The organism is Nocardioides sp. B129/18, from assembly GCF_055282735.1.
Map to the genome: position 1 here is coordinate 1 of NZ_JBUZJI010000027.1, position 23,339 is coordinate 23,339.

Consider the following 23,339-nt stretch of genomic DNA (forward strand, 5'->3'; position numbering starts at 1 on the left):
CCCCCCGCTACGTCGAGCTGACGCCGGTCTACAGCAAGGGTCCCGTGCTCACGACCGGTGCGGTCATCAAGAACGACCGCACCCGCACCCCGGTGGAGTTCGACCAGGTGCTCGACGCGCTCAACGAGTTCGCCACCGGCATCTCGGGCAGCAAGCGCACGACCCAGGCCGTCAAGCGGTTCATCGACGCGGGCCAGAAGGCCTTCTCCGGCCAGGGCCAGACCCTGAACTCCACGATCGGCTCGCTCGCCGGCGCCACCAACGCCATCGCCACCCAGCGCAAGCAGATCGTCGCGGCCCTCAAGGCGCTCGACGACCTCGTCGCGTCGGTCACCCAGAACCGCCGCACCGTCGACGACTTCATCACCCAGGTCTCGACCGCCAGCGAGCAGCTCGCGGGGGAGCGCACCAACCTGCGCACCGCCCTCGACGCGCTGCAGCGTGCCGTCACCGAGGTCGCGCGGTTCGCCGTCGACAACCGGGCCGACCTCGTCGGCTCGATCCGCAGCGCCGGCAAGGTCATCAGCAGCGTCACCTCGCGGCAGAAGCAGCTCGAGGAGATCCTCGACGTCATGCCGCTGGCCCTGCAGAACCTCCAGCGCGTCTCCGACGGCGACCAGCTGCGGGTGCGTCTGACGCCCGCCGCCCTGATCAACCTCGGCGACCTCCTGCAGACCGTCTGCAGGCAGACGCCCGCGCGGCCGCTCTGCGCCGCGCTCGGCCCGGTCGGCGATCTCCTCGACGGCATCCTCGGGCCGATCCTCGGCGGGATCGGCGGCATCCTCGGCCGCTCCAGCGCCCCGGCCGGCTCGACGACGGGAGGCGCCCGATGAGCCTCGTCCACCGCCTGCGCACCGCGGCCACCGCCGCGGTCTGCGCCCTGGCCCTGGCCACCGGCCTGACCGCCTGCGGCGGCGGACCGCGCCTCGACGACGTCCTGCCCGGCGCGGGCGTCCCGGGCCAGACCATCACGATCACCGCCGACTTCGCCGAGGCGCTCAACCTCGCCCAGGGCGCCACCGTCAAGGTCGACGGCGTCGACAGCGGCCGCGTCACCTCGGTGCAGGCCGTCGACTTCAAGGCCCGCGTGACCTTCAAGGTCAGCACCGCCGCGCGGCTGCGCGAGGGCGCCACCGCCCGCCTGCGCTACACGACGCCGCTCGGCGAGCTGTTCGTCGACATCACCAACCCCACGAAGGGCACCGCGCTCGCCGACGGTGCGAAGCTCGGCGAGGACGAGACCAGCACGGCGCCGACCGTGGAGGACGCCCTGTCCCAGGCCTCGCTGCTGGTCAACGGCGGCGGCCTGGCCCAGCTGCAGACCGTCACCAAGGAGCTCGACGACGCCATCGGCGGCCGTGAGGAGCGCATCCGCGGACTGCTGCAGCGCACCAACCGCTTCCTCAGCCAGGCCAACGCCACCACCGGCGACCTCGACCGGGCGCTGCGGGCGCTGGTCTCGGTGAGCCGTCTGCTGCGCAGCCGGCAGTCGACGATCAACGCCGCGCTGCGCGACGTCCAGCCCGCCGCGAAGGTGCTGCGCGACCTCACCCCCGACTTCACCCAGCTCCTGGCGGAGGTCGACCGGTTCGCCGGCGTCGCCAACCAGACCGTGCTCGCGACCCGCGCCCAGCTGCTCACCGTGCTGCGCGAGGCGCAGCCGGTGCTCGCCGAGGCCGCCTCGCAGAGCTCGGAGTACCGGCGGTCCCTGGAGGCCCTGGTGACGCTCGGCAACACCCTCGCCGGCGTCGTGCCGGGCGACTACCTCAACATCGGCCTCCTGCTGCACCTCGACGGCCTCGACGTCGGGTCCGGCGGCGGCCGGCTCGGCAGCGCCACGGGTGGCTCGGCCCGCACCGCCAGCGCCACCGATGCCGCCTCCGCCATGAGCGAGGCGCTCGCCGCGGCCCGACGCCTCGACGGCGCGGCCACCGGCACCGGCACCACCACCACCACCACGGGAGCGACGCGATGAGCCGCGCGGGCAGCGCCGTGCGCGGCGTCCTCACCAACCGCCTCTACCTCTCGGCGCTCGGCATCCTCGGCGTCCTCGCGGTCACCGTGGCCTACCTGTTCGGCGGGGTGCTCGACCGGCCGCTCACCGGCCAGCCGATCGACGTCAAGGTCTCGATGGCCTCCACGGGCGGCCTGTTCGAGGGCTCGGCGGTCACCTACCGCGGCGTCTCGGTGGGCCGGGTCACCCACATCTCCCTGACGCCCGACGGCGTCGTGGCCACCGCGCGCATCAACGACCTCGAGATCCCGGCCGACACCCGCGTCGCGATCCGCAGCCTCTCGCCGGTCGGCGAGCAGTACCTCGACCTCCAGCCGCGCACCAAGGGCGGGCCCTACCTCGCCGACGGCGCGAGCCTCAAGGCCGGCGCCGGCGACCTGCCCAAGACGCTGGGCTCCACCGTGCTCGCGGTCAGCAAGCTGCTCGACCAGATCGACGACAAGAAGCTGCGCAGCCTCCTCACCGAGCTCTCCACCGGCCTGCAGGGCACCGGCCAGGAGATCGGCCGGCTCGTCGACCAGGCGGGCCTCGTCCTCGACGAGCTCGACAAGGCCTACCCCGAGACCGCACGCTTGCTGCGCAACCTCGACCCCGCGCTGAGCACGATCACCGACAACCAGGCCGACCTCTCGACGCTGGGCACCTCCGCCAAGCAGCTGGGCGCGTTCCTCAAGGACTACGACCCGCGCTTCCGCTCGCTGCTGAAGAAGGCGCCCCAGCAGCTGGAGGACCTCGACCGGCTCGTCGGCGAGGCCAACCAGGTGCTCCCGGGCTTCCTGCGCGTCACGATCCGCCTCGGCGACATCGTCACCCGTCGCGACGCCGGCTTCCGCGAGCTCCTCGCCCAGTACGCCCCGGGCCTGCGCACGCTCACGGAGTTCGTCCATGACGACAAGCTCTTCCTCTCGATCATCCTGAGCGACGACACCCGCTGCGACTACGGCAACCCGCGCCGTCCGGCCAGGGACATCTCGCCGAAGGACCTGCCCACCGGCGGCGTCTGCCCGGCGTCGATCCCGAACCTGCAGCGCGGCGCCGCGTACGCCCCGGCGCCGTGAGCGAGCCCGAGCTCCCGCCGCCCGCGCGCAGCCGCTCCACGACGGTGGCGTGGACGCTCGTCGTCGTCCTGGCGCTGGTGAGCGGCGGGCTCGGCTGGGCCTGGCACGGCGCCCGCTCCGACGCGCAGGCGGGGGAGCGGGCCGTCGCCGAGCAGACCGCGGCCCGGGACGCCGCGGCCGCGGCGCGCAAGGCCGTCGTCAGCCTGACCTCCTACGCCCCCGACACCCTCGACGAGGACTTCGCGTGGGTGCGCACCGCCGGCACGCCGTCCTTCCAGCGCTCCTTCGAGGCCACCGCCGCCCGGGCGCGGCAGATCATCACCGAGGTCGGGGCCACCGCGAAGGGCGAGGTCGTCTCGGTCGGCACCGACGTCCGCGACCCCACGCACGTCACCGTGCTGGTCTTCGTCGACCAGACGATCGGCACCGGCGCGGGCGGCACGAAGGACCAGCGCGTCGACCAGCCGCGGGTCTCCCTGGCGATGGTGCGCGAGGGTGGACGCTGGCTCGTCGACGACCTCCAGCTGCAGCAGAACGTCGGCTGAGCGCCCCGGGGGCTGGCTCGGGCGGCTCGGCACCCGGCGTTCGCCCGCCGTTCGCGCCGGGGAGGGTCGACGGATCGTCCTGCGAGCGCCAGGATGGCCCGCGGCCGGATCACCACTCGGGGTGGTCCACCGAACCGATACGGAGCACTCGTGCCCATCTCCTCCCTCCGTCGTCCTCGCACCGCCCTCGCCGGCCTCGCCGTCGCCGCCCTCGGCGCCGGCCTGCTCGGTGCGGTCACGACGGCCCCCGCCACCACCGCGGCCTCGCCCGTGCGCGTCCTCTTCGACAACGCCCACGCGCAGACCGCCGGCAACGCGGACTGGATCATCTCCACCTCCCAGCCCAGCCCGTACAACCAGAAGTCCGCGCCCACGACGGAGACCGACTGGACCGGCGCCATCTCCGCCTGGGGCGTCTCGCTGGCGCAGTACCCGGCGGAGTACCAGCTGGCCACCAACCCCTCGGGTCGCGCGCTGACCTACGGCTCCACCTCGAACGCCCAGGACCTCGCCAACTACGACGTGCTGGTGATCGACGAGCCCAACACCGCGTTCACCGCGGCCGAGCGCACCGCGATCATGACCTTCGTCAAGAACGGCGGCGGCCTCTACCTGATCATCGACCACGACCAGTCGGACCGGAACAACGACGGCGTCGACTCCGTCGACATCGCCAACCAGCTGTTCAGCAGCAACGGCCTCGACAACACCGACCCGTTCGGCGTCACCGCCGCCTACCAGAACATCAGCAGCGAGGACACCACGAACCTCGGCTCGGGCGCCTCGACGCACCCGGTCGTCAACGGCGCGTGGGGCACGGCCAGCAAGTCGATCCTGCGCGGCGCCACCACGTTCAACCTCTCCACCTCGGCCAACCCGGCCGCGAAGTGCCTGCTCTACCGCAAGGGCGTCTCCAACACCGGCACCACCGGCTGCTTCCTGGCCGTCAGCACCTTCGGCACCGGCCGGGTCATCCTCTGGGGCGACTCCTCCCCGGTCGACGACGGCACCGGGCAGTCCGGCAACACCCTCTACGACGGCTGGAACGACCCGGCCGGCACCAACGCCGAGTGGGCGCTCAACGGCACCGACTGGCTCGGCAAGCTGTCCTGATCGACCCGCACCGAGGTGGCCGTCGGGGCTCAGCCCCCGGCGGTCACCGCCGCGTGCACCTCGTCGAGGCGGGCGCGCAGCTCGGGGATCTGCTTGATCAGCGCGATCTCCTCGGTGAGCTCGGCGAGAAGGCCCTGCACCTGGCCCAGCACGTCGCGGGTCTCGGCGAGGGTGGCGTCGACGGTGGTCATCCGGGCGTCGACCTTGGCCAGGGTCTGGTCGACGTTCTCCAGCTTGCCCTCGACGACGTCGAGCGTGGCGCCGGCGCCGCTGAGCACCTTGTCGGCCCGCTTGAGGACGTCGCCGACGGGGTTGAGGCCGAGGGCCATGGGGTCTCCTGGGAGCTCGAGGGACGGATCGGGGGAGCAGGACTGTCGGTGGTCCACCGTAGTCTCGCCAGCATGCGTCCCGTCACCGATCTCGAACGCCGCGTGGCCCCCTTCAAGGTCGTCTCCGACTACTCCCCGTCCGGCGACCAGCCGGCGGCGATCGCCGAGATCACCAAGCGCATCACCGGCGGCGAGCAGGACGTCGTCCTGCTGGGCGCCACCGGCACCGGCAAGACCGCCACGGTCGCCTGGGTGGCCGAGCAGCTGCAGCGTCCGCTGCTGGTGCTGCAGCCCAACAAGACCCTCGCCGCGCAGTTCGCCAACGAGCTGCGCCAGCTCTACCCCGACAACGCGGTGGAGTACTTCGTCTCCTACTACGACTACTACCAGCCCGAGGCCTACGTCCCCCAGACCGACACCTACATCGAGAAGGACTCCTCGATCAACGAGGAGGTCGAGCGGCTGCGGCACTCGGCCACCAACTCGCTGCTGACGCGGCGCGACGTCATCGTCGTCTCCACCGTGTCCTGCATCTACGGCCTCGGCACGCCCCAGGAGTACGTCGACCGGATGATCCGGCTGCGGGTCGGCGAGGAGCACGACCGCGACTCCATCCTGCGCCGCCTGGTCGAGATCCAGTACACGCGCAACGACCTCACCTTCACCCGCGGCACCTTCCGGGTGCGCGGCGACACCCTCGAGATCTTCCCGGTCTACGAGGAGCACGCCGTGCGCATCGAGTTCTTCGGCGACGAGATCGAGCGGCTCATGACGCTCCACGCCGTCACCGGCGAGGTCCTCACCGAGGACGAGGAGCTCTACGTCTTCCCCGCCACCCACTACGTCGCGGGCCCCGAGCGCATGGAGCGCGCGATCGCGGGCATCGAGGCCGAGCTCGAGCAGCAGCTCGCGACCTTCGAGCGCGAGGGCAAGCTGCTCGAGGCCCAGCGGCTGCGCATGCGCACCACCTACGACATCGAGATGATGCGCCAGGTGGGCTCGTGCTCGGGCATCGAGAACTACTCGATGCACATCGACGGCCGCGAGCGCGGCTCGGCGCCCAACTGCCTGCTCGACTACTTCCCCGAGGACTTCGTGCTCGTGGTCGACGAGTCCCACGTCACCGTGCCGCAGATCGGCGGCATGTACGAGGGCGACATGTCCCGCAAGCGCAACCTCGTCGAGTTCGGCTTCCGCCTGCCCAGCGCCATGGACAACCGGCCCCTGCGGTGGGAGGAGTTCCTCGAGCGCATCGGCCAGACCATCTACCTCTCGGCCACCCCGGGCGACTACGAGCTCGACAAGGCCGGCGGCTCCACCCCGCCGCACGTCGTCGAGCAGATCATCCGCCCCACCGGCCTGATCGACCCCGAGATCGTGGTCAAGCCCACCAAGGGCCAGATCGACGACCTCATCCACGAGATCCGGCTGCGCACCGAGCGCAACGAGCGCGTGCTGGTCACCACGCTCACCAAGAAGATGTCCGAGGACCTCACCGACTACCTCCTCGACGCCGGCTTGCGCACCCGCTACCTCCACTCCGAGGTCGACACCCTCAAGCGCATCGAGCTCCTGCGCGACCTGCGCCTGGGCGAGTACGACGTGCTGGTCGGCATCAACCTGCTGCGCGAGGGCCTCGACCTGCCCGAGGTCTCCCTGGTCTCGATCCTCGACGCCGACAAGGAGGGCTTCCTGCGCTCGGACAAGTCGCTGATCCAGACCATCGGGCGCGCGGCGCGCAACGTCTCCGGCCAGGTGCACATGTACGCCGACCGGATCACGCCGTCGATGGAGGCCGCGATCGATGAGACCAACCGTCGTCGCGCCAAGCAGATCGCCTACAACACCGAGCGCGGCATCGACCCCCAGCCGCTGCGCAAGAAGATCGCCGACATCACCGAGATGCTGGCCCGCGAGGACGAGTCCACCCAGGCGCTCCTCGAGACCTGGGCCGGCACCGAGGCCAAGGGCCGCGCGGGCAAGGCCGGCAAGGGCAAGTCCCCGACGCCGATGCTCGGCGAGAAGCACTCCGCCGGCGCCGCCGACCTCACCGGCATCCCGAGCAGTGACCTCGCCCAGCTGATCCAGCAGCTCACCGACCAGATGAAGGAGGCCGCCGCCGACCTCCAGTTCGAGGTGGCGGCCCGCCTGCGCGACGAGATCTCCGAGCTCAAGAAGGAGCTCCGGCAGATGATGGAAGCCACGAAGTAGGCCGGGGGAGGAGCGCCCGCCATGACTCACGTCCGCGAGGTCCAGATCACCTTCGACTGCGCCCAGCCGGCCGCGCTCGCGGCGTTCTGGGCCGAGGTGCTCGGATACGTCGTCCAGCCGCCGCCCGACGGCTTCGACTCCTGGGACGCCTTCCTCGACCATCACGGCGTGCCGCCAAAGGAGCGCGACTCCCGGTCGGCCGCGGTCGATCCCACGGGCCGGGGTCCGCGGCTGTTCTTCCAGCGGGTGCCGGAGGGCAAGGTCGCCAAGAACCGGGTCCACCTCGACGTCCGCTCCGCGCCCGGGCTGACCGGCGAGGAGCGGATGGCCGCGCTCGACGCCGTCGCCGCCCGGCTCGAGGGGCTCGGCGGGCGGGTCCTGCAGCGGTTGGAGGCCACGTCGATGGACGAGGGCATCATCGTCATGGCCGACCCCGAGGGCAACGAGCTCTGCCTGGACTGACCCCGGGTTCGTCGCCCGGGCGTCCCGGGGCGGATGATCAGGGGGTGAGCACCCCCGCCGCCGATCCCGTCACGACCCCGCACGGGACCCCGAGTCGGACGGCGTGGACGGTCTGGGGCGTCGCCCTGGCGCTCTACACCCTGGCGGTCTTCCACCGCTCCGCCCTCTCGGTCGCGGGCCTCGCGGCCGTCGACCGCTTCGACATCTCGGCCTCGGCGCTGGCGTCCTTCACGATGCTGCAGCTGGCCGTCTACGCCGGTCTGCAGATCCCGGTGGGCCTGGCCGTCGACCGCTTCGGTCCACGCAGCGTGGCGCTCACCGGTGCGGTGGTGCTCGCGGTCGGGGAGGGCTCCTTCGCACTGGCCGGCTCCTACCCGGTGGCGCTGCTGGCGCGCTTCCTGGTGGGCGCGGGCGACGCGATGACGTTCATCTGCGTGATCCGGCTGCTGTCCTCGTGGTTCCCGCGGCGACGGATCCCGCTGCTCACCCAGATCACCGGCACGCTCGGCCAGCTCGGCTCGATCGGCGCCGCGGTGCCGATGACCTGGGCGCTCTCGCACCTGGGCTGGACCCGCGCCTACCTCGTGACGGCCGGGCTGAGCGCGGTGGTCGCGGTGGTGGCCGTGGTGGCGCTGCGCGACGGACCGGCCGGACGCACCCTGCGCGGCGCGGCGCTCTCACGCTCCGGCGTGCTCGCCAGCCTGCGCAGCTCGTGGGCCCAGCCCGGCACCCGCCTGGGCTTCTGGGTGCACTTCTCCACGCCCTTCAGCGCCAACGTGCTGGCGCTGCTGTGGGGCTACCCCTTCTTCGTGCGCGGCGAGGGCCGCACCTCCGGCGAGGCCGGCACCCTGCTGACGCTGATGGTCGTCGCCGTCGTCGTGTCCGGCCCGGTGCTGGGCGCGCTCATCTCCCGCCACCCCTGGCACCGCTCGACGATGGTGCTGAGCATCGTCGCGGCGATGGCGCTGATGTGGACCCTGGTGCTGGCCTGGCCCGGCCAGGCGCCGTTGGGCGTCCTGGTGCTGCTGGTCGTCGTGGTCGGCGTCGGCGGTCCAGCGTCGGTGGTGGGCTTCGACATCGCCCGCACCAGCAATCCCGGCTCGCGGCTGGCCAGCGCCACCGGCATCGTCAACGTCGCGGGCTTCGTCGCCACCCTCGTGCTGGTGGTGGTGATCGGCATCGTGCTCGACGCGCTCACCCCGGGCGGGGGCAGCGACTACCCGGCCTCGGCGTTCCGCTGGGCGATGGCCACGCAGTACGTGGTGTGGGCGATCGGCGTCGTCCAGATCCTGCGGCACCGGGCCTCGGCGCGGGCCGTCACCGATCGGGTCGCGCTGACAGCAGGCGAGCCAGTGCCGGAGTGAGCGCCAGCACCACCAGCAGGCGGAAGACCTGCACGGCGAGCACGTAGGTGACGTCGGCGCCGCTGTCGGCGGCCGTGGCCAGCACGGCGAAGAGCCCGCCCGGCGTCGTGGCGAGGTAGGCGGTGAGCCCGTCGACGGGCGTCACCGCGGCGAGCAGGGCGCCCATCGCTCCGGTGGCCACCACCATGCCGGCGATGATCGCCAGCACCGCGGGCAGCATCCGGGTGATCGAGGCGAGGCTCGCGCGGGTGAACCGCAGGCCGACCTGGGCGCCGAGGAGCGCATAGGCGAGCCACTGCAGCGGCGTCGGCACGGCGAGCGGACCGCCGAGCCATCCGCCCGCGGCGAGCACCGCGCTGAGGAGCATGGGGACCAGCAGGGTGGCGGTGGGGATCGGCACGATGCGGGCCAGCAGGAGGCCGCCGACGACGGCGATCAGCGTCACGATCAGGGACGCGCCCAGGGCCGGATCGGCCGCGCTCGTGCCGAGTCCGCGATCGGGATGGAACACCAGGCTGGTCACCAGCGGCAGGGTCACGAGCACCACGAGCACGCGCAGGTACTGCACGACGGTGACGACACGGTCGTCGGCGCCGAGGTCCCTTGCGACCGCCACGACGCCGGACGCGCCGCCGGCGATGAGCGCGAACGCACCGGTGACGGGGGAGACGTCGCGGCGCAGCGCGAGCAGTCGCCCGGCCACCAGGCTGACGACGACGGTGCCCAGGGTGATCAGTCCGATGGTGCCGAGATCCGCGCCCATCGCCCGCAGCGCCTCGCTGGAGACCACGCAGCCGATCGTGACGCCGACCAGCGCCTGGGCGAGGCGGAACGACGCCGCCGGGAGCTCCAGGACGGTCGGCGAGGTGAGTGCGTGCGCCATCCCGCCGATCAGGCCGCCGAAGAGCACGGCCGACGGCAGCCCGGCCAGCGAGAGCAGCAGGCTGGAGACGACCGTGACGCCGAGGACCAGCGCGGCGGCAGCGCCGCGGGAGCGAGGAGGACGCTCGGCCCGGCTCACGCGGGGCGCAGGCGCTCGTCGAAGAACGCGAGGACCCGCTCGACGGCGCCCTGGTCGCGGTGCTCGGTGACGACGCTGTGGCCCTTGCCGGGCAGGTCGACGCGCAGGAAGCCCTCGCCGAGCTCGCGGTCGAGGGTGTCGAAGCGGGTGCCGGTGAGCGGGTCGGAGGCGTACTGGATGCCGAGCACGGGGCAGCCGCCCCGCACGCGCTCGCGGACGACGTCGAGGTCGGCGGGAGAGAGGTTGACGTCGGCCTTGCGGGTCTCCCCGAGCGTGAACGGCACCGACGGCTGGCACAGCACGGGGGCGGCGACGGCGTCGTCGACCATCATCGCCAGCGCGAACCCGCCGGTGAAGCACATGCCGAGCGCACCCACGCCGGGGCCGCCGAGCTCGGCGTGGAGGCTGCGCGCCAGGCTGCGCAGCCAGCCGGCCACCGGGGTGGTCTGGCCGGTGGCGAGCTTGGTGAACTCCTTGCTGATGCACACCTGGGCGATGGCCCGCGCGACGCTGCGTCCGCTCATCGGGGCGCCGGGCGTGCCGAACAGGCTGGGCATCACGACGGTGAACCCGGCGTCGACGACCTCCTCGCCGAAGGCGGCCACCTTCGGCGTCAGCCCGGGCACCTCGTGCACGACGATGACGCCGGGGCCGCTGCCCTTGCGGTAGGTGGGGTGGGTGATCCCGTCGGCGGTGTGCTCGCCCGCCGTCCAGCTCTCGAGCGCCATGGGGTCAGCCTAGGAGCGGCCCGCCCGATCGGGGCGTCACCAACCGGGTGGTTCCTAGGCTGGCGGCCATGACCACCCCCGTGCGCCCCGTGCGACTCGTGCTGCCCCACCAGCTCTTCGCCGAGCACCTCGAGGCCGCGCCGGAGGCCGTCTTCGTGCTCGTCGAGCACGACCTGCTCTTCCGGCAGTACCGCTTCCACCGGCAGAAGCTGGTGCTGCACCGGGCCTCGATGGACCGCTTCGCCGACGCCCTGCGCGAGGCCGGCGCCCAGGTGCACCACGTGCGCAGCAGCGCCGAGCGCGCCAGCCGCGAGCAGCTCGACGAGGTGCTCGACGGGCTGCGGGCCGAGGGCGAGGTGCACGTGTCGTGCGTGGACGTCGTCGACGACTGGCTCGAGCGCGATCTCGCCGACGTCGTCGAGGAGTGGCTGGAGTCGCCGGGCTTCCTCACCACCCGCGATCAGCTCGCGGAGTACCGCTCCAGCACGAGCGCGAAGTTCGCGCGGATGCAGCACTTCTACACCTGGCAGCGTCGCCGGCTCGGCGTCCTGCTCGACGACGACGGCGGCCCCACCGGCGGCCGGTGGAGCTTCGACGAGGACAACCGCAAGAAGCTGCCGAAGAACCATCCGGTCCCGTCGATCCCGGCCGTGCGGGAGGAGCCGCATCGGCGCGTCGCGGAGGCGATCGCGTGGGTCGAGGAGGAGTTCCCCGACAACCCCGGCCGGCTGGAGTCCTTCGCCTGGCCGACGTCGGCGCAGGAGGCGGAGGCGTCCTTCGTCGCCTTCCTCGACGAGCGGCTCGAGCAGTTCGGCCCGTACGAGGACGCCATCTCCCGCGAGCACGCGTTCGTCTTCCACGCGCTGCTCACCCCGGCGCTCAACGTCGGCCTCATCTCCCCCCAGCGGGTGCTGGAGCTGACGCTGGAGCGCGCCGACGACGTGCCGATCGCCTCGCTCGAGGGCTTCGTGCGGCAGGTGATCGGCTGGCGGGAGTACATGCGCGCCACCTACGTCTGGTTCGGCCGCCGGCTGCGCTCGGGCAACCACCTCGAGCATGCGCGTCCGCTCGCCCCGGGCTGGTGGACTGCCGAGACCGGCCTCGCGCCCGTCGACCACTGCCTCGAGCGGGTGCTCGACACCGGCTACGCCCACCACATCGAGCGGCTCATGGTCTTCGGCAACGCCCTGTGTCTCCTGCGGGCTGAGCCCGACGCCGCCTACGAGTGGTTCATGGAGATGTTCATCGACGCCTACGACTGGGTGATGGTCACCAACGTCTACGCGATGAGCCAGTTCGCCGCCGGACCCGCGATCACCACCAAGCCCTACGTCTCGGGCAGCAACTACCTGCGCAAGATGAGCGACCTGCCCCGGGGCGACTGGGAGGCCGACTGGGACGGCCTGTACTGGACCTTCGTCCGCGACCACCTCGACGTCTTCGCCGGCAACCCGCGCTCGCAGATGATCGCCACCCTCTACGACCGACTCGACCCGGCGAAGAAGGCCGCCCACACCCGGCGGGCCCACGCCTGGCTCGAGGGCTAGGGTCGCAGCGTGATCGACCTCGACCCGGTGGCGCAGCGCATCCTCGGCAGCCTGCTGGAGAAGCAGGTGACCGTGCCGGCCACCTACCCGCTCACCCTCAGCGCGCTGCGCTCGGCCTGCAACCAGACCAGCAGCCGCGAGCCCGTCATGGACCTCGACGACGCCACCCTCGAGCAGGCGGTGCGCCGGCTCAAGGACGACGGTCTGCTGCGCATCGTCTGGTCCGACACCGGGCGCCGCACGCTCAAGCACCATCAGACCCTCGACGAGCGGCTCGGCCTCGACGACGCCGAGCGCGCCGTCGTCACGGTGCTGCTGCTGCGCGGCGCCCAGTCGCCCGGCGAGCTGCGCACCCGCACCGAGCGTCTGCACGCCTTCGCCGACCGCGACGCCGTCGAGGCGGTGCTGCAGGGTCTCGCCGCCCGGCCCGAGCCGCTCGTGCAGCGGCTCGAGCGGCGTCCCCGCGAGCAGGACCACCGCTGGACCCACCTCCTCGGCGCGCCCGCCGAGGAGGCGACGGCCCCCGCCGCTCCCGCGGCCGACACCGAGGGCGTGCTGCGCGAGGGCGCCGAGGCCCGTGACGCCCGGGTCGTGGCCACCTACGACGCCATCGCCGAGCCCTACGCCGCCACGCTGGTGCCCGAGCTGGAGCAGATGCCCTTCGAGCGCTGGCTGCTGGGGCGCATCGCCGCGCACGCGCAGGAGCTCGACGCGCCACTGGTCGAGGTCGGCTCAGGACCTGGGCACGTGACGGCGCACCTGGCCGCGCTCGGCGCCGAGGCGGTCGGGGTGGACCTCTCGCCCGGCATGGTCGCCGAGGCCCGCCGTCGCTTCCCCGAGGGTCGCTACGAGCAGGGCGACCTGCGTCGCCTGATGCGGCCCGAGCAGGCGGCCGGCTGGTCGGCCGTCGTCGGCTGGTACTCCCTCATCCACCTGGCCGCCAGCGAGCTGCCCGAGGCCGTCGCCGCGCTGACGCGGCCGCTGCTGCCCGGCGGCTGGCTCGTGCTGGCGCTCCACGCCGGCGCCGGGGTCAAGCACCAGCCGGTGTGGTTCGAGCACCAGGTCGACGTCGACATCGCCCTGCACGAGCAGCACGACGTCGCGCGGGTGCTCGCCGAGGCCGGCCTCGTCGACGTCGAGTGGTACCGCCGCGGCCCGATCCAGGCTCGCAACGAGGCCACCGAGCGGCTCTACGTCATCGCCCGCCGCCCGCAGGCCGGTTGATGGCGCCGGTCCACGCCCTCGAGCTGGTGCCCGACGAGGCAGGCCGAGCGCTGATCCGTGCCCAGTGGCAGCGCCTGGCCGACGCCGGCCTGCCCTCGCAGCTGGTGCGTCCGGGCGTCTCGGACACCCCGCACGCCACGCTGGTCTCCGCACCCGCCCTGCCACCGGAGGCGATCGACGTCGCCGTGGTGCGGCTCGGCGCGATGCTGCCCGTGGTCGGACGCCTCTCCGGCCTGCTGCTCCTCGGCTCGGGCAACGCGGTGACGATCGCGCGCAGCCTCGAGCTCGACGACGACGTCGTGCGCCGGGTGCTGGCCGTGCGGGTGCAGGTGCCCGACCGGCGGTTCCCGGGCTGGCTCCCGCACGTGACGCTGGCGCGCCGGGTCAACCGCGCCGATCTGCCCCGCGCCCTCGAGGTGCTCGGCACCGACGGCGAGGACGAGCTGACCCTCGCCGAGATCCGACGCTGGGACCCCGACCTCGGCCGGGTCACCGTGGTGGCCCAGGCGCGCTGAGCCGCGGGCTGCGGCTAGCGGGTCTCGACGACCACGTCGGCCAGCACGGGAGCGCCGTCGCGCTGGCCGCCGCTGATCGACGCCGAGCCGACGACGCGTCCGTCCTCGCGCCAGCCCCGCACCCGGATCGTCTCGCCCGGGAAGACCACGCCGGCGAAGCGGGCGGTGAAGCCGCCCACGGCGGCGGCGTCGCCGTCGAGGAGCGCGTCGGTGAGCGAGCGCAGCGCGATGCCGTAGGAGCACAGTCCGTGCAGGATCGGCGCGGGGAAGCCGGCCGCCTGCGCGAACGCGGGGTCGGCGTGCAGCGGGTTGCGGTCGCCGCAGAGCCGGTAGAGCAGCGCCTGCTGGGGGGTCACGGCGTAGTCGACCTCGGCGTCGGGTGCGCGGTCGGGCACCTCGACGGCCTCGGAGGTGCCCCGGTCGCCGCCCCAGCCGCCCTCGCCGCGCACGAAGATCGAGGACCGCACGGTCCACAGCTCCTCGCCGGCGGGGGAGACGGCGGTGCCCTCCTGCCAGATGACCGCGGCCTTGCCCTTGTCCCACACGTCGGTGATGCGGGTGCTCAGCGTCGCGGTGCCCTCGGCCGGCAGCGTCGCGCCCGCCGCGAGGCGGATCGACTGCGAGCCGTGGACGACCTGCGCGAGGTCGATGTCGCAGCCGGGGAGGTCCAGCGGCGGCGGGTCGGTGGCGTGGAAGGTGGGGGCGACGACGGCGAAGGACGGCAGCACCTGCAGGTCCGGTCCGTCGAGGGTGTAGCGCAGCGCGGCGGGGGAGACGAAGTCGCCCGGGCGCGAGCCCGCTCCGATGCCGAGGTGGTAGAGCAGGACGTCACTGGAGGCCCAGGAGAAGGTCGTCGTGCCGGTGGCCGCGCCGATCGCGACGGCGGGGTCGATGGGCATCAGGCGGTCTCCTCCGCGGCGGCGCGGTCAGACGTGGCGGCGCGCGTCGCGAGGTCGTCGGCGGCGAGCGCGCCGAAGACCAGCGCGGGCCCGATGGTGCCGCCGGGGCCGGGATAGGTGTGGCCCATGACGGCGGCCGAGACGTTGCCGGCGGCGTAGAGGCCGTCGATGACGCTGCCGTCGGCGCGCAGCACCCGGGCGTGCTCGTCGGTGACCAGGCCGCCCTTGGTGCCGAGGTCGCCGGGCACGATCTTGACGGCGTAGAACGGCGCCTCGTCGATGACGTGCAGCGAGGGGTTCGGCTTCACGGTGGGGTCGGAGTAGTACTGGTCGTAGGCCGACTCGCCGCGGTGGAAGTCCTCGTCGACGCCGCTGCGGGCGAAGCCGTTGAACCGCTCGAGGGTGGCGGCGAGGTTCTCGGCGGGCACGTCGATCTCCGCGGCCAGCGCCTCGATGGTGGCGGCCTTCTTGATGGTGCCGTGCTTGTACCAGCGGCCCGGGAAGGGCTGGCGCGGGAAGAGGCCGGCGAAGAGGTAGCGGTTGCGGTAGCGCTGGTCGATGACCATCCAGGCCGGCACGTGCGGGACGCCGGTGGCCTCGCCCTCGTAGATCGCGTGGGTGGCCTCGACGTAGGGGAGCGCCTCGTTCATGAAGCGGCGGCCCTCGCCGTTGACGATGATCGAGCCGGGCAGGTTGCGCTCGGCCAGGCAGAACCACGGGCCGCTCGGCAGCGGGATCGTGGGCCCCCACCAGGCGTCGTCCATGAGCGCCACCTCGGCGCCGACGGCGATGCCGGCGAGCTGGCCGGCACCGTCGTTGAACTGCGAGCCGGTGGTCCACTCCGTGGAGGTCGGCTTCGGCTGGTACTTCTCGCGCATCTCCAGGTTGCGCTCGAAGCCGCCGCTGCCGAGGACGACGCCGCGGCGGGCGCGCACCTCGTGGCGCACGCCGTCGCGCTCGACGACGACGCCGACGACGCGGCCGCCCTCGAGCAGCAGCTCGGTGAGCGGCGCCTCGTAGTGCACCGGCACCCCGGCGTCGACCAGACCCTGGCGCAGGCCGATGGCGATGGCGTTGCCCATGGCGTACATGCGGCGGCGCAGCACGAGGCTGACCATCCGGCGCAGCAGCACCATCATCATGGTGATCGGGCCGCGCAGGGTGCGCAGGCCGAGGCTGATCTTCCGGAAGTCGGCCTGCGTGACGATCATGTTCGCCGGCGCCTTGGTGTACTGCGGGTGCAGGCGGGAGAGCTCCTCGCCGAGGAAGCGGGCGTCCATCGGCACCGGCTCCGCGGAGCGTCCGGCGGCGCGGCCGCCCGGCGCCTCGGGGTGGTAGTCGGCGTACTGCGGCACCCAGCGGAAGCGCAGGGGCGTGCGGGCCTTGATGAAGTCCATGACCTCGGGACCGGCGTCGAGGTAGGCCTGGCGGCGCTCCTTCGGCACGACCTCGCCGACGATGGAGTCGAGGTAGAGCGAGGCCTGTGCGGCGTCGTCGTCGGCCACCTGGCCGGCCTCGCGCAGCGCGTAGTTGCCGGGGATCCACACCCCGCCGCCGCTGCGCGCCGTCGAGCCGCCGAAGTAGGCGCTCTTCTCCAGCAGGACCGTCTCGAGGCCGTGCGACGCCGCCCGGAGCGCCGCGGACATGCCCGCGGCCCCGGCTCCGACGACGACGACGTCGACCTCCGTGGGCAGAGCGCCCGTCGAACCACCCGTCATGGCACAAAACTGTAACAGGTTCTACTATGCGCGTGTGACCTCTGACGCCGCCGTCGCCGCCGCCGTCGCCCGCCTCGCGCAGGCCCAGGCGACCCGTGAGCCCTGCGCCCCCGTGCGCGACCTCATCGGCACCGACGACCTCGACGCCGCCTACGCCGTCCAGCAGGGCCTGGTGCAGGCCCGCGTCGCCGCCGGCGCCCGCGTGGTCGGCCGCAAGATCGGCGCCACGTCGGAGGCCGTCCAGCGCCAGCTCGGCGTCGACCAGCCCGACTTCGGCTACCTGCTCGACGAGATGGACGTCAGCGCCCACCGGCCGATCTCGATGCGCACCCTCGTGCAGCCGCGCGTCGAGGCCGAGGTCGCGTTCGTGCTGGCCCGCGACGTCGCCCCCGAGCACGAGGACGAGATCACCCTCGCGCTGGTGCGCGAGGCCGTCGAGGTCGCCCTTCCGGCGCTGGAGATCGTCGACTCCCGCATCACCGCCTGGGACATCGGCTTCACCGACACCGTCGCCGACAACGCCTCCAGCGGCCTGTACGTGGTGGCGGAGCACGGCCGTCCGCTCGACGAGGTCGAGCCCGTCGACGTCGTCATGTCGCTCACGATCAACGGCGAGGAGCGCTCCTCGGGCACCGGCGCCGCCTGCCTGGGCGACCCGCTCGAGGCGCTGCGCTGGCTCGCCGTCCAGGCCTACCGCTACGGCGACCCGCTGCGCGCGGGCCATCTGATCCTCTCCGGGGCGCTGGGCCCGTTCGTGCCCTTCGCGCCCGGCGACCGCGTCGAGGCCTCGATCAGCGGCTTCGCCCCGCTCGTCGCCGACTTCGCCGACTGACTCCCGACCCTCCCGCCACCGCCACCCACAGAAGAGAGAAGCCCGTGGCCCAGAAGCTGACCGCCGCCATCGTCGGTCCCGGCAACATCGGCACCGACCTGCTGTTCAAGCTGCTCCGGTCCGACGTGATCGAGCCGCGCTGGATGATCGGCGTCGACCCGAGCTCCGAGGGGCTGCGGATCGCCGCCTCCCGCGGCCTCGAGGCCTCGCACGAGGGCGTCGACTGGCTGCTGAAGCAGGACGAGCTGCCCGACCTCCTCTTCGAGGCCACCTCGGCCTACGTGCACCGCGAGTACGCCCCGCGCTACCAGGAGGCCGGCATCCGGGCGATCGACCTGACGCCCGCGGCGGTCGGCCCGGCGGTGATCCCGCCGGTCAACGGCGAGGCCCACGTCGGGGCGTGGAACGTCAACATGATCACCTGCGGCGGCCAGGCCACCATCCCGATGGTCGCGGCGGTCTCGCGGGCCACGCCGGTGTCCTACGCCGAGATCGTCGCGTCGGTGTCCAGCGTCTCCGCCGGCCCGGGCACCCGCGCCAACATCGACGAGTTCACCCGGACGACCAGCCGCGGCGTCACCGAGATCGGCGGGGCCGAGCAGGGCAAGGCGATCATCATCCTCAACCCCGCCGAGCCGCCGATGATCATGCGCGACACGATCTTCTGCGCCGTCGGCCCCGACGCCGACCGCGACGCGATCATCGCCTCCATCGTGGCGATGGAGAAGGCAGTGCAGGAGTACGTCCCCGGCTACCGGCTGCTGCAGGAGCCGCAGATCGACGAGCCGTCCGAGGCCACCCGCGGCCAGGTGAAGGTCTCGATCTTCGTCGAGGTCGAGGGCGCCGGCGACTTCCTGCCGCCCTACGCAGGCAACCTCGACATCATGACGGCCGCCGCCACCCAGGTCGGCCAGAACATCGCCCGCTCGATCCTGGCTGGAGCCTGAGATGACCGACACGACCCACGAGCTGTCCCGCACCTGGTCGGCCACGCACGGCACCGAGCCGTTCGGCGACCTCGACCTGCGCCTGACCGACACCTGCCTGCGCGACGGCTCGCACCACAAGCGCCACCAGTTCACCGGCCAGGAGGTCGAGGACATCGTCCGCGCCCTCGACGCCTCCGGCATCCCGGTGATCGAGGTGACCCACGGCGACGGGCTCGGCGGCTCGTCGTTCAACTACGGCTTCTCGCGCACCCCCGAGCAGGAGCTCATCCGCATCGCCGCCGAGACCGCGCAGCGCGCCAAGATCGCCTTCCTCATGCTCCCGGGCGTCGGCACCAAGGACGACATCCGCGCCGCGCAGGACAACGGCGGCCAGATCTGCCGCATCGCCACCCACTGCACCGAGGCCGACGTCTCGATCCAGCACTTCGGCCTGGCCCGCGAGCTGGGCCTGGAGACCGTCGGCTTCCTGATGATGAGCCACACCCAGAGCCCCGAGGTGCTGGCCCGGCAGGCGCGGATCATGGTCGACGCCGGCTGCCAGTGCGTCTACGTCGTCGACTCCGCCGGCGCGCTGGTGATGGAGCAGACCGCCGACCGCGTCTCCGCCGTCGTCGCCGAGATCGGCCACCAGGCCGACGTCGGCTTCCACGGCCACGAGAACCTCGGCCTCGGCGTCGCCAACACCGTCATCGCCGCCCGCGCGGGCGCCACCCAGATCGACGGCTCGGTGCGCCGCTTCGGCGCGGGCGCCGGCAACACCCCGCTCGAGGCGTTCATCGGGGTCTGCGACAAGCTCGGCTGGCGCACCGGCGTCGACTTCCTGCAGATCGTCGACGCCGCCGAGGACGTCATCGCCCCCGCGATGCCCGAGGAGTGCCGCCTGGACCGGATGACGCTGATGATGGGCTACGCCGGCGTCTACTCCTCCTTCCTCAAGCACGCCGGCAACGCCGCGGACCGCTACGGCGTCTCCGGCGCCCAGATCCTCCTCGAGGCCGGCCGCCGCAAGCTGATCGGCGGCCAGGAGGACCAGCTCATCGACATCGCCCTGATGCTGCGGGCCGAGCAGGACAAGGCGGCGGCGAACGCGTGAGGTCGACCGGCGAGCGCTTCGGCGGCTGACCGCCGAAGCCTCAGCGGTCGGCCGTCGAAACGCACGGTTGGCGTTCGAAGGTTCGGACGCCAACCGAAAGGTTCCGTCGTCCCCCGCGGGTGTCGTGACTCCGAATCGACTGGCGCGACGACGGCGAGCTGGGCGAGGGTGGGACGCATGGCCTCCCGTCTCGCGAACATCTGCTTCGACGCCCACGACACCTACGCCCAGGCCCAGTGGTGGGGCCAGGTGCTCGACGACTTCGTCTTCGACCCCGAGGACACCCAGGAGGGCTGGAACCACCCCGGCGCCCACGAGTCCGGGCTGGAGAGCGTCGAGGGCCGTCAGGCGTTCCTCTTCCTCGCGGTGCCGGAGGGCAAGGAGCTGAAGAACCGCGTCCACCCGTGCCTGCGGCCCACCGACCGCACCCGCGACGAGGAGGTCGAGCGCGTCCTCGGTCTCGGCGCGACGATGGTCAACGACCTGCGCGACGGCGATCGCGGCTGGGCGGTGCTCGCCGACCCGGAGGGCAACGAGTTCTGCATCCTCACCCGCCAGGACTGAGGTGCCGCGCGCGGCAGGCACCGCGACCGCGCGGGACTGGCGCCAAAACGAGAACGTGTTCTAGTCTGAGGTCACGAGATCCCTCCGATGAGGAAGTGTGCCGATGACCCAGGCTGTTGTGGACGCCGTCCGCGAGGTGCTCCCCGGCCTGCGCGAGCGCGCCGAGGAGGCCGAGCGGCTGCGCGTCGTCCCCGAGGCCAGCATCAAGGAGCTCGACGAGACCGGCTTCTTCCAGATGCTCCAGCCGCGGCGTCACGGCGGCCTCGAGGCCGACCCCATCGACTTCTACACCGCGGTGCGCGACATCGCCTCGGCCTGCGGCTCCACCGGCTGGGTCGCCAGCGTCGTCGGGGTCCACCCCTGGCAGATCGCCCTGTTCGACGACGCCGCCCAGCAGGCCGTGTGGGGCGAGGACCAGCACACCCGCGTCTCCTCCTCCTACGCGCCCACCGGCCGCGCCGAGGTCGTCGACGGCGGCTTCCGGCTCAGCGGCAAGTGGGGCTTCAGCTCCGGCGCCGATCACTGCCAGTGGGTGCTGCTCGGCGGTCTGGTGCACAACGCCGACGGCGCGATCGTCGACTTCCGCACCTTCCTGCTGCCGCGCAGCCAGTACGCGATCGTCGACGTGTGGCACACCGTCGGCCTGGCCGGCACGGGCTCGAACGACATCGTGGTCGAGGACGTCTTCGTGCCCGAGGCCTTCACGCTCTCGATGAGCGAGACCGGCCAGTGCCGCGGGCCCGGGCAGGCCGTCAACACCTCCGAGCTCTACCGGCTGCCGTTCCACTCGCTGTTCACCGGCACCATCACCACGCCGATGATCGGCATCGCCCGGGGCGCCTACGCCGAGCACGTCGCGATGCAGAAGCAGCGCGTCCGCGCCGCCTACCTCGGCGAGCGCGCCAGCCTCGACCCGTTCGCCGCCGTCCGCGTGGCCCGCGCCTCCAACGAGATCGACGCCGCCTGGGCGCTGCTGGTGGCCAACATCCGCGAGGAGCAGGCCTACGTCGCCCGCGGCGAGCAGATCCCGCTGGGCGTGCGGCTGAAGGTCCGCCGCGACCAGGTGATCGGCAGCGAGCGCGCCATCGAGGCCATCGACTCGCTCTTCGAGGCCTCGGGCGGGCGTGCGCTGGCCCAGGGCTCCACCCTCCAGCGGGCCTGGCGTGACGCCCACGCCGGCCGCGTCCACGCCGCCAACGACCCCGAGCGCGCGCTGCAGATGTTCGGCGCGCACGAGTTCGGGCACCAGATCGATCCGGGGATGTACTGATGACGCAGACCGCGCCCACGAAGGACGACCTCCGCCGCACCGCCACCGTCGCCACGGAGGCCGCGGGGGAGATCGCGCTCACCTACTACGAGGCCGGCGAGCCCACGGAGGTCGGAGCCGGCCTGCCGCTGGTGATGCTGCACGGCGGCGGCCCCGGCGCGTCGGCATGGTCGAACTTCGGCCCCGCGCTGCCGGGCTTCGCCCAGCAGTTCCGCACCCTGCTGGTCGACCAGCCGGGCTTCGGCGGCTCCGACAAGCCCGCCGTCGTCGGCAACTACTACCGCTTCTCCGCCGACGCCGTCGTGGCGCTGCTCGACTCCCTGGGCATCGAGAAGGTCCACCTGCTCGGCAACAGCCTCGGCGGCGGCACCGCGATGCGGCTCGCGCTCTCCTATCCCGACCGCGTCGGACGCCTGATCCTCATGGGCCCCGGCGGGCTGAGCCTCAACCTCTTCCACGCCGACCCCACCCAGGGCGTCCAGCGGCTCATGGACTTCGGCAAGGAGCCGACGCGGGAGAACCTGCGGGCGTTCATCGAGTGCATGGTCGTCGACCAGTCGCTGGTCACCGACGAGCTCGTCGAGGCGCGCTTCGCCGACGCCACCGCCCCCGGCGCGCAGGCCGCGATGGCCAGCATGGGCTGGTCGTTCTTCAACCCCGAGACCGCCGAGGACGGGATGCTGTGGCGCGAGGCTCACCGGCTGCGCAAGCACACCCTGCTCACCTGGGGCCGCGAGGACCGCGTCAACCCCCTCGACGGCGCGCTGGTCGCCCTCAAGGTGATCCCCAGGGCCAGCCTCCACGTCTTCCCGAACTGCGGCCACTGGGCGCAGATCGAGGCGGCCGAGGAGTTCCGCGAGGTCGCGACCGCGTTCCTCGCCCGTCACGTGGAGCGTGCGCGCTCGGGAGGTGCCGCCTCATGACCATCGACATCCGATCCATGGGCTACGTCCGGGTCACCAGCACCGACCTCGAGCAGTGGCGCACCTTCGCCGGCAAGGTGCTCGGGCTCGCCGAGACCCGTGGCCCCTCGGCCGAGCATCTCTACTACCGCATCGACCAGGTCTCGCAGCGACTGGTCGTCGTCCCCGGCGAGGTCGACCAGCTCGCGTGCTCGGGCTGGGAGCTCGCCGACCACGCCGCCCTCCAGGAGGCGCGCGAGCACCTGCAGAAGGCCGGCGTCGAGTTCGAGGAGGCCACCACGGCCGAGCTCGACGAGCGTCGCGTGCAGGAGATGATCCGGTTCAGCGACCCCTTCGACAACGTCTTCGAGCTCTTCCACGGCATCACCTACGAGGCCCGTCCGCTCGTCACGCCGTACGCCGCCCGGTTCGTCACCGGCGAGCAGGGCATGGGCCACATCGTCGTGCCGGTCAGCGACGACGTCGAGGCGCTGCGGTTCTACACCGACGTCCTGGGCTTCCGGCTGCGCGACTCCATGAGCATGCCCGGCGAGTTCGTCGGCAAGGAGCCCGGCAGCAAGGTCTGGCTGCGGTTCCTCGGCGTCAACGCGCGCCACCACTCGCTGGCGTTCCTGCCGATGCCGAACCCCGCGAAGTGCGTCCACATCATGCTGGAGGTCGACGAGCTCGACCACGTGGGCCGCGCGCTCGAGCGGGTCCGCAAGCACCAGGCGCCGCTCTCGGCGACGCTCGGGCGGCACATGAACGACGAGATGATCTCCTTCTACGTGCGCTCGCCCGGTGGCTTCGACGTCGAGTTCGGCACCGACGGCCTCACCGTCGAGGACTCCTCCTGGGTGGCGCGCGAGTCGACGGCCGTCTCGTACTGGGGCCACGACTTCAGCGGCGGGCGCTGAGCGGTGAGGCCCCACCCGGACGACGGGTCGCTCACCGCCACCGGCGTCGTCGCCGCTACCGTG

General features: G+C 72.6%; 23 protein-coding genes. 18 read left to right on the forward strand and 5 right to left on the reverse strand.

The window, feature by feature from the left end:
- From ACZDWJ_RS16390 to ACZDWJ_RS16410, 5 genes are all read left to right on the forward strand, one after another.
- On the forward strand, positions 1 to 833 hold an 833-nt coding region (locus ACZDWJ_RS16390; protein WP_463522620.1), incomplete at its 5' end, for an MCE family protein.
- Positions 830 to 1,975 carry an MCE family protein gene (locus ACZDWJ_RS16395; protein ID WP_463522622.1) on the forward strand — a complete coding sequence of 382 codons (1,146 nt, stop codon included), beginning with the start codon at positions 830 to 832 and terminating at the stop codon, positions 1,973 to 1,975. The genes ACZDWJ_RS16390 and ACZDWJ_RS16395, both read left to right, overlap by 4 nt.
- On the forward strand, positions 1,972 to 3,072 hold the full coding sequence (locus ACZDWJ_RS16400) for an MCE family protein (protein ID WP_463522624.1): 1,101 nt from the start codon (positions 1,972 to 1,974) through the stop codon (positions 3,070 to 3,072). The genes ACZDWJ_RS16395 and ACZDWJ_RS16400 overlap by 4 nt, the downstream gene beginning before the upstream one ends.
- Complete coding sequence (locus ACZDWJ_RS16405; protein ID WP_463522626.1) at positions 3,069 to 3,617, forward strand: hypothetical protein; 549 nt, start codon at positions 3,069 to 3,071, stop codon at positions 3,615 to 3,617. Before ACZDWJ_RS16400 ends, ACZDWJ_RS16405 begins: the two co-directional genes overlap by 4 nt.
- Before the next feature lie 150 nt (positions 3,618 to 3,767).
- Positions 3,768 to 4,730, forward strand: coding sequence for a hypothetical protein (locus ACZDWJ_RS16410; protein WP_463522628.1), 963 nt, complete (start codon positions 3,768 to 3,770; stop codon positions 4,728 to 4,730).
- Positions 4,731 to 4,759: 29 nt separating this feature from the next.
- Here ACZDWJ_RS16410 and ACZDWJ_RS16415 read toward each other — a convergent pair whose 3' ends face one another.
- Positions 4,760 to 5,059, reverse strand: a complete 300-nt coding sequence (locus ACZDWJ_RS16415) for a hypothetical protein (protein ID WP_463522630.1) — start codon at positions 5,057 to 5,059, stop codon at positions 4,760 to 4,762.
- A 72-nt stretch (positions 5,060 to 5,131) separates the two neighbouring features.
- Between ACZDWJ_RS16415 and uvrB the strand changes: the two genes are divergently transcribed.
- From uvrB to ACZDWJ_RS16430, 3 genes are read left to right on the forward strand one after another with little or no spacing between them, the layout of a single operon-like run.
- The gene (uvrB, locus tag ACZDWJ_RS16420; protein ID WP_463522632.1) at positions 5,132 to 7,270 is read left to right on the forward strand and encodes an excinuclease ABC subunit UvrB; all 2,139 of its coding nucleotides are present in this window, start codon (positions 5,132 to 5,134) and stop codon (positions 7,268 to 7,270) included.
- Between the two features lie 21 nt (positions 7,271 to 7,291).
- Positions 7,292 to 7,732, forward strand: coding sequence for a VOC family protein (locus ACZDWJ_RS16425; RefSeq protein ID WP_463522634.1), 441 nt, complete (start codon positions 7,292 to 7,294; stop codon positions 7,730 to 7,732).
- A 44-nt stretch (positions 7,733 to 7,776) separates the two neighbouring features.
- Positions 7,777 to 9,096, forward strand: a complete 1,320-nt coding sequence (locus tag ACZDWJ_RS16430) for an MFS transporter (RefSeq protein WP_463522636.1) — start codon at positions 7,777 to 7,779, stop codon at positions 9,094 to 9,096.
- Here ACZDWJ_RS16430 and ACZDWJ_RS16435 read toward each other — a convergent pair.
- Both ACZDWJ_RS16435 and ACZDWJ_RS16440 read right to left on the reverse strand, forming a co-directional pair.
- A complete protein-coding gene (locus tag ACZDWJ_RS16435) occupies positions 9,050 to 10,117 on the reverse strand; it encodes an AbrB family transcriptional regulator (protein WP_463522638.1) in 1,068 nt (355 codons plus the stop codon). The two genes, ACZDWJ_RS16430 and ACZDWJ_RS16435, sit on opposite strands and share 47 nt — an antisense overlap.
- Complete coding sequence (locus ACZDWJ_RS16440; RefSeq protein WP_463522640.1) at positions 10,114 to 10,845, reverse strand: dienelactone hydrolase family protein; 732 nt, start codon at positions 10,843 to 10,845, stop codon at positions 10,114 to 10,116. Before ACZDWJ_RS16440 ends, ACZDWJ_RS16435 begins: the two co-directional genes overlap by 4 nt.
- A gap of 68 nt (positions 10,846 to 10,913) precedes the next feature.
- Between ACZDWJ_RS16440 and ACZDWJ_RS16445 the strand changes: the two genes are divergently transcribed.
- Genes ACZDWJ_RS16445 through ACZDWJ_RS16455 form a run of 3 tightly spaced genes read left to right on the forward strand, consistent with a single transcriptional unit; the run spans position 10,914 to position 14,131 of the window.
- The gene (locus tag ACZDWJ_RS16445; protein WP_463522642.1) at positions 10,914 to 12,392 is read left to right on the forward strand and encodes a cryptochrome/photolyase family protein; all 1,479 of its coding nucleotides are present in this window, start codon (positions 10,914 to 10,916) and stop codon (positions 12,390 to 12,392) included.
- A 9-nt stretch (positions 12,393 to 12,401) separates the two neighbouring features.
- The gene (locus ACZDWJ_RS16450; RefSeq protein ID WP_463522644.1) at positions 12,402 to 13,616 is read left to right on the forward strand and encodes a DUF480 domain-containing protein; all 1,215 of its coding nucleotides are present in this window, start codon (positions 12,402 to 12,404) and stop codon (positions 13,614 to 13,616) included.
- A complete protein-coding gene (locus ACZDWJ_RS16455; RefSeq protein ID WP_463522646.1) occupies positions 13,616 to 14,131 on the forward strand; it encodes a hypothetical protein in 516 nt (171 codons plus the stop codon). The genes ACZDWJ_RS16450 and ACZDWJ_RS16455 overlap by 1 nt, the downstream gene beginning before the upstream one ends.
- 14 nt (positions 14,132 to 14,145) lie before the next feature.
- On the opposite strand, the gene ACZDWJ_RS16460 is transcribed toward ACZDWJ_RS16455, so the two are convergent.
- Positions 14,146 to 15,030, reverse strand: a complete 885-nt coding sequence (locus tag ACZDWJ_RS16460; protein WP_463522648.1) for a MaoC/PaaZ C-terminal domain-containing protein — start codon at positions 15,028 to 15,030, stop codon at positions 14,146 to 14,148.
- Positions 15,030 to 16,748, reverse strand: a complete 1,719-nt coding sequence (gene kstD, locus ACZDWJ_RS16465; RefSeq protein ID WP_463522650.1) for a 3-oxosteroid 1-dehydrogenase — start codon at positions 16,746 to 16,748, stop codon at positions 15,030 to 15,032. The genes ACZDWJ_RS16460 and kstD overlap by 1 nt, the downstream gene beginning before the upstream one ends.
- 34 nt (positions 16,749 to 16,782) lie before the next feature.
- Between kstD and ACZDWJ_RS16470 the strand changes: the two genes are divergently transcribed.
- The 7 genes from ACZDWJ_RS16470 (at position 16,783) to hsaC (ending at position 23,276) form a co-directional block, all read left to right on the forward strand.
- Complete coding sequence (locus ACZDWJ_RS16470; protein ID WP_463522652.1) at positions 16,783 to 17,580, forward strand: 2-keto-4-pentenoate hydratase; 798 nt, start codon at positions 16,783 to 16,785, stop codon at positions 17,578 to 17,580.
- A 44-nt stretch (positions 17,581 to 17,624) separates the two neighbouring features.
- Positions 17,625 to 18,527: an acetaldehyde dehydrogenase (acetylating) gene (locus ACZDWJ_RS16475; RefSeq protein WP_463522654.1), complete on the forward strand. Its 903-nt coding sequence runs from the start codon at positions 17,625 to 17,627 to the stop codon at positions 18,525 to 18,527.
- A gap of 1 nt (position 18,528) precedes the next feature.
- Entirely contained in the window at positions 18,529 to 19,623 is a 1,095-nt protein-coding gene (gene dmpG / locus ACZDWJ_RS16480; RefSeq protein ID WP_463522656.1) for a 4-hydroxy-2-oxovalerate aldolase, read from the forward strand.
- 177 nt (positions 19,624 to 19,800) lie between these two features.
- The gene (locus ACZDWJ_RS16485; protein WP_463522658.1) at positions 19,801 to 20,187 is read left to right on the forward strand and encodes a VOC family protein; all 387 of its coding nucleotides are present in this window, start codon (positions 19,801 to 19,803) and stop codon (positions 20,185 to 20,187) included.
- A 103-nt stretch (positions 20,188 to 20,290) separates the two neighbouring features.
- Positions 20,291 to 21,457, forward strand: coding sequence for a 3-hydroxy-9,10-secoandrosta-1,3,5(10)-triene-9,17-dione monooxygenase oxygenase subunit (gene hsaA, locus ACZDWJ_RS16490; RefSeq protein ID WP_463522660.1), 1,167 nt, complete (start codon positions 20,291 to 20,293; stop codon positions 21,455 to 21,457).
- On the forward strand, positions 21,457 to 22,380 hold the full coding sequence (gene hsaD, locus ACZDWJ_RS16495) for a 4,5:9,10-diseco-3-hydroxy-5,9,17-trioxoandrosta-1(10),2-diene-4-oate hydrolase (protein WP_463522662.1): 924 nt from the start codon (positions 21,457 to 21,459) through the stop codon (positions 22,378 to 22,380). Before hsaA ends, hsaD begins: the two co-directional genes overlap by 1 nt.
- Positions 22,377 to 23,276, forward strand: coding sequence for an iron-dependent extradiol dioxygenase HsaC (hsaC, locus tag ACZDWJ_RS16500; protein WP_463522664.1), 900 nt, complete (start codon positions 22,377 to 22,379; stop codon positions 23,274 to 23,276). Before hsaD ends, hsaC begins: the two co-directional genes overlap by 4 nt.
- Positions 23,277 to 23,339 lie beyond the last annotated feature (63 nt).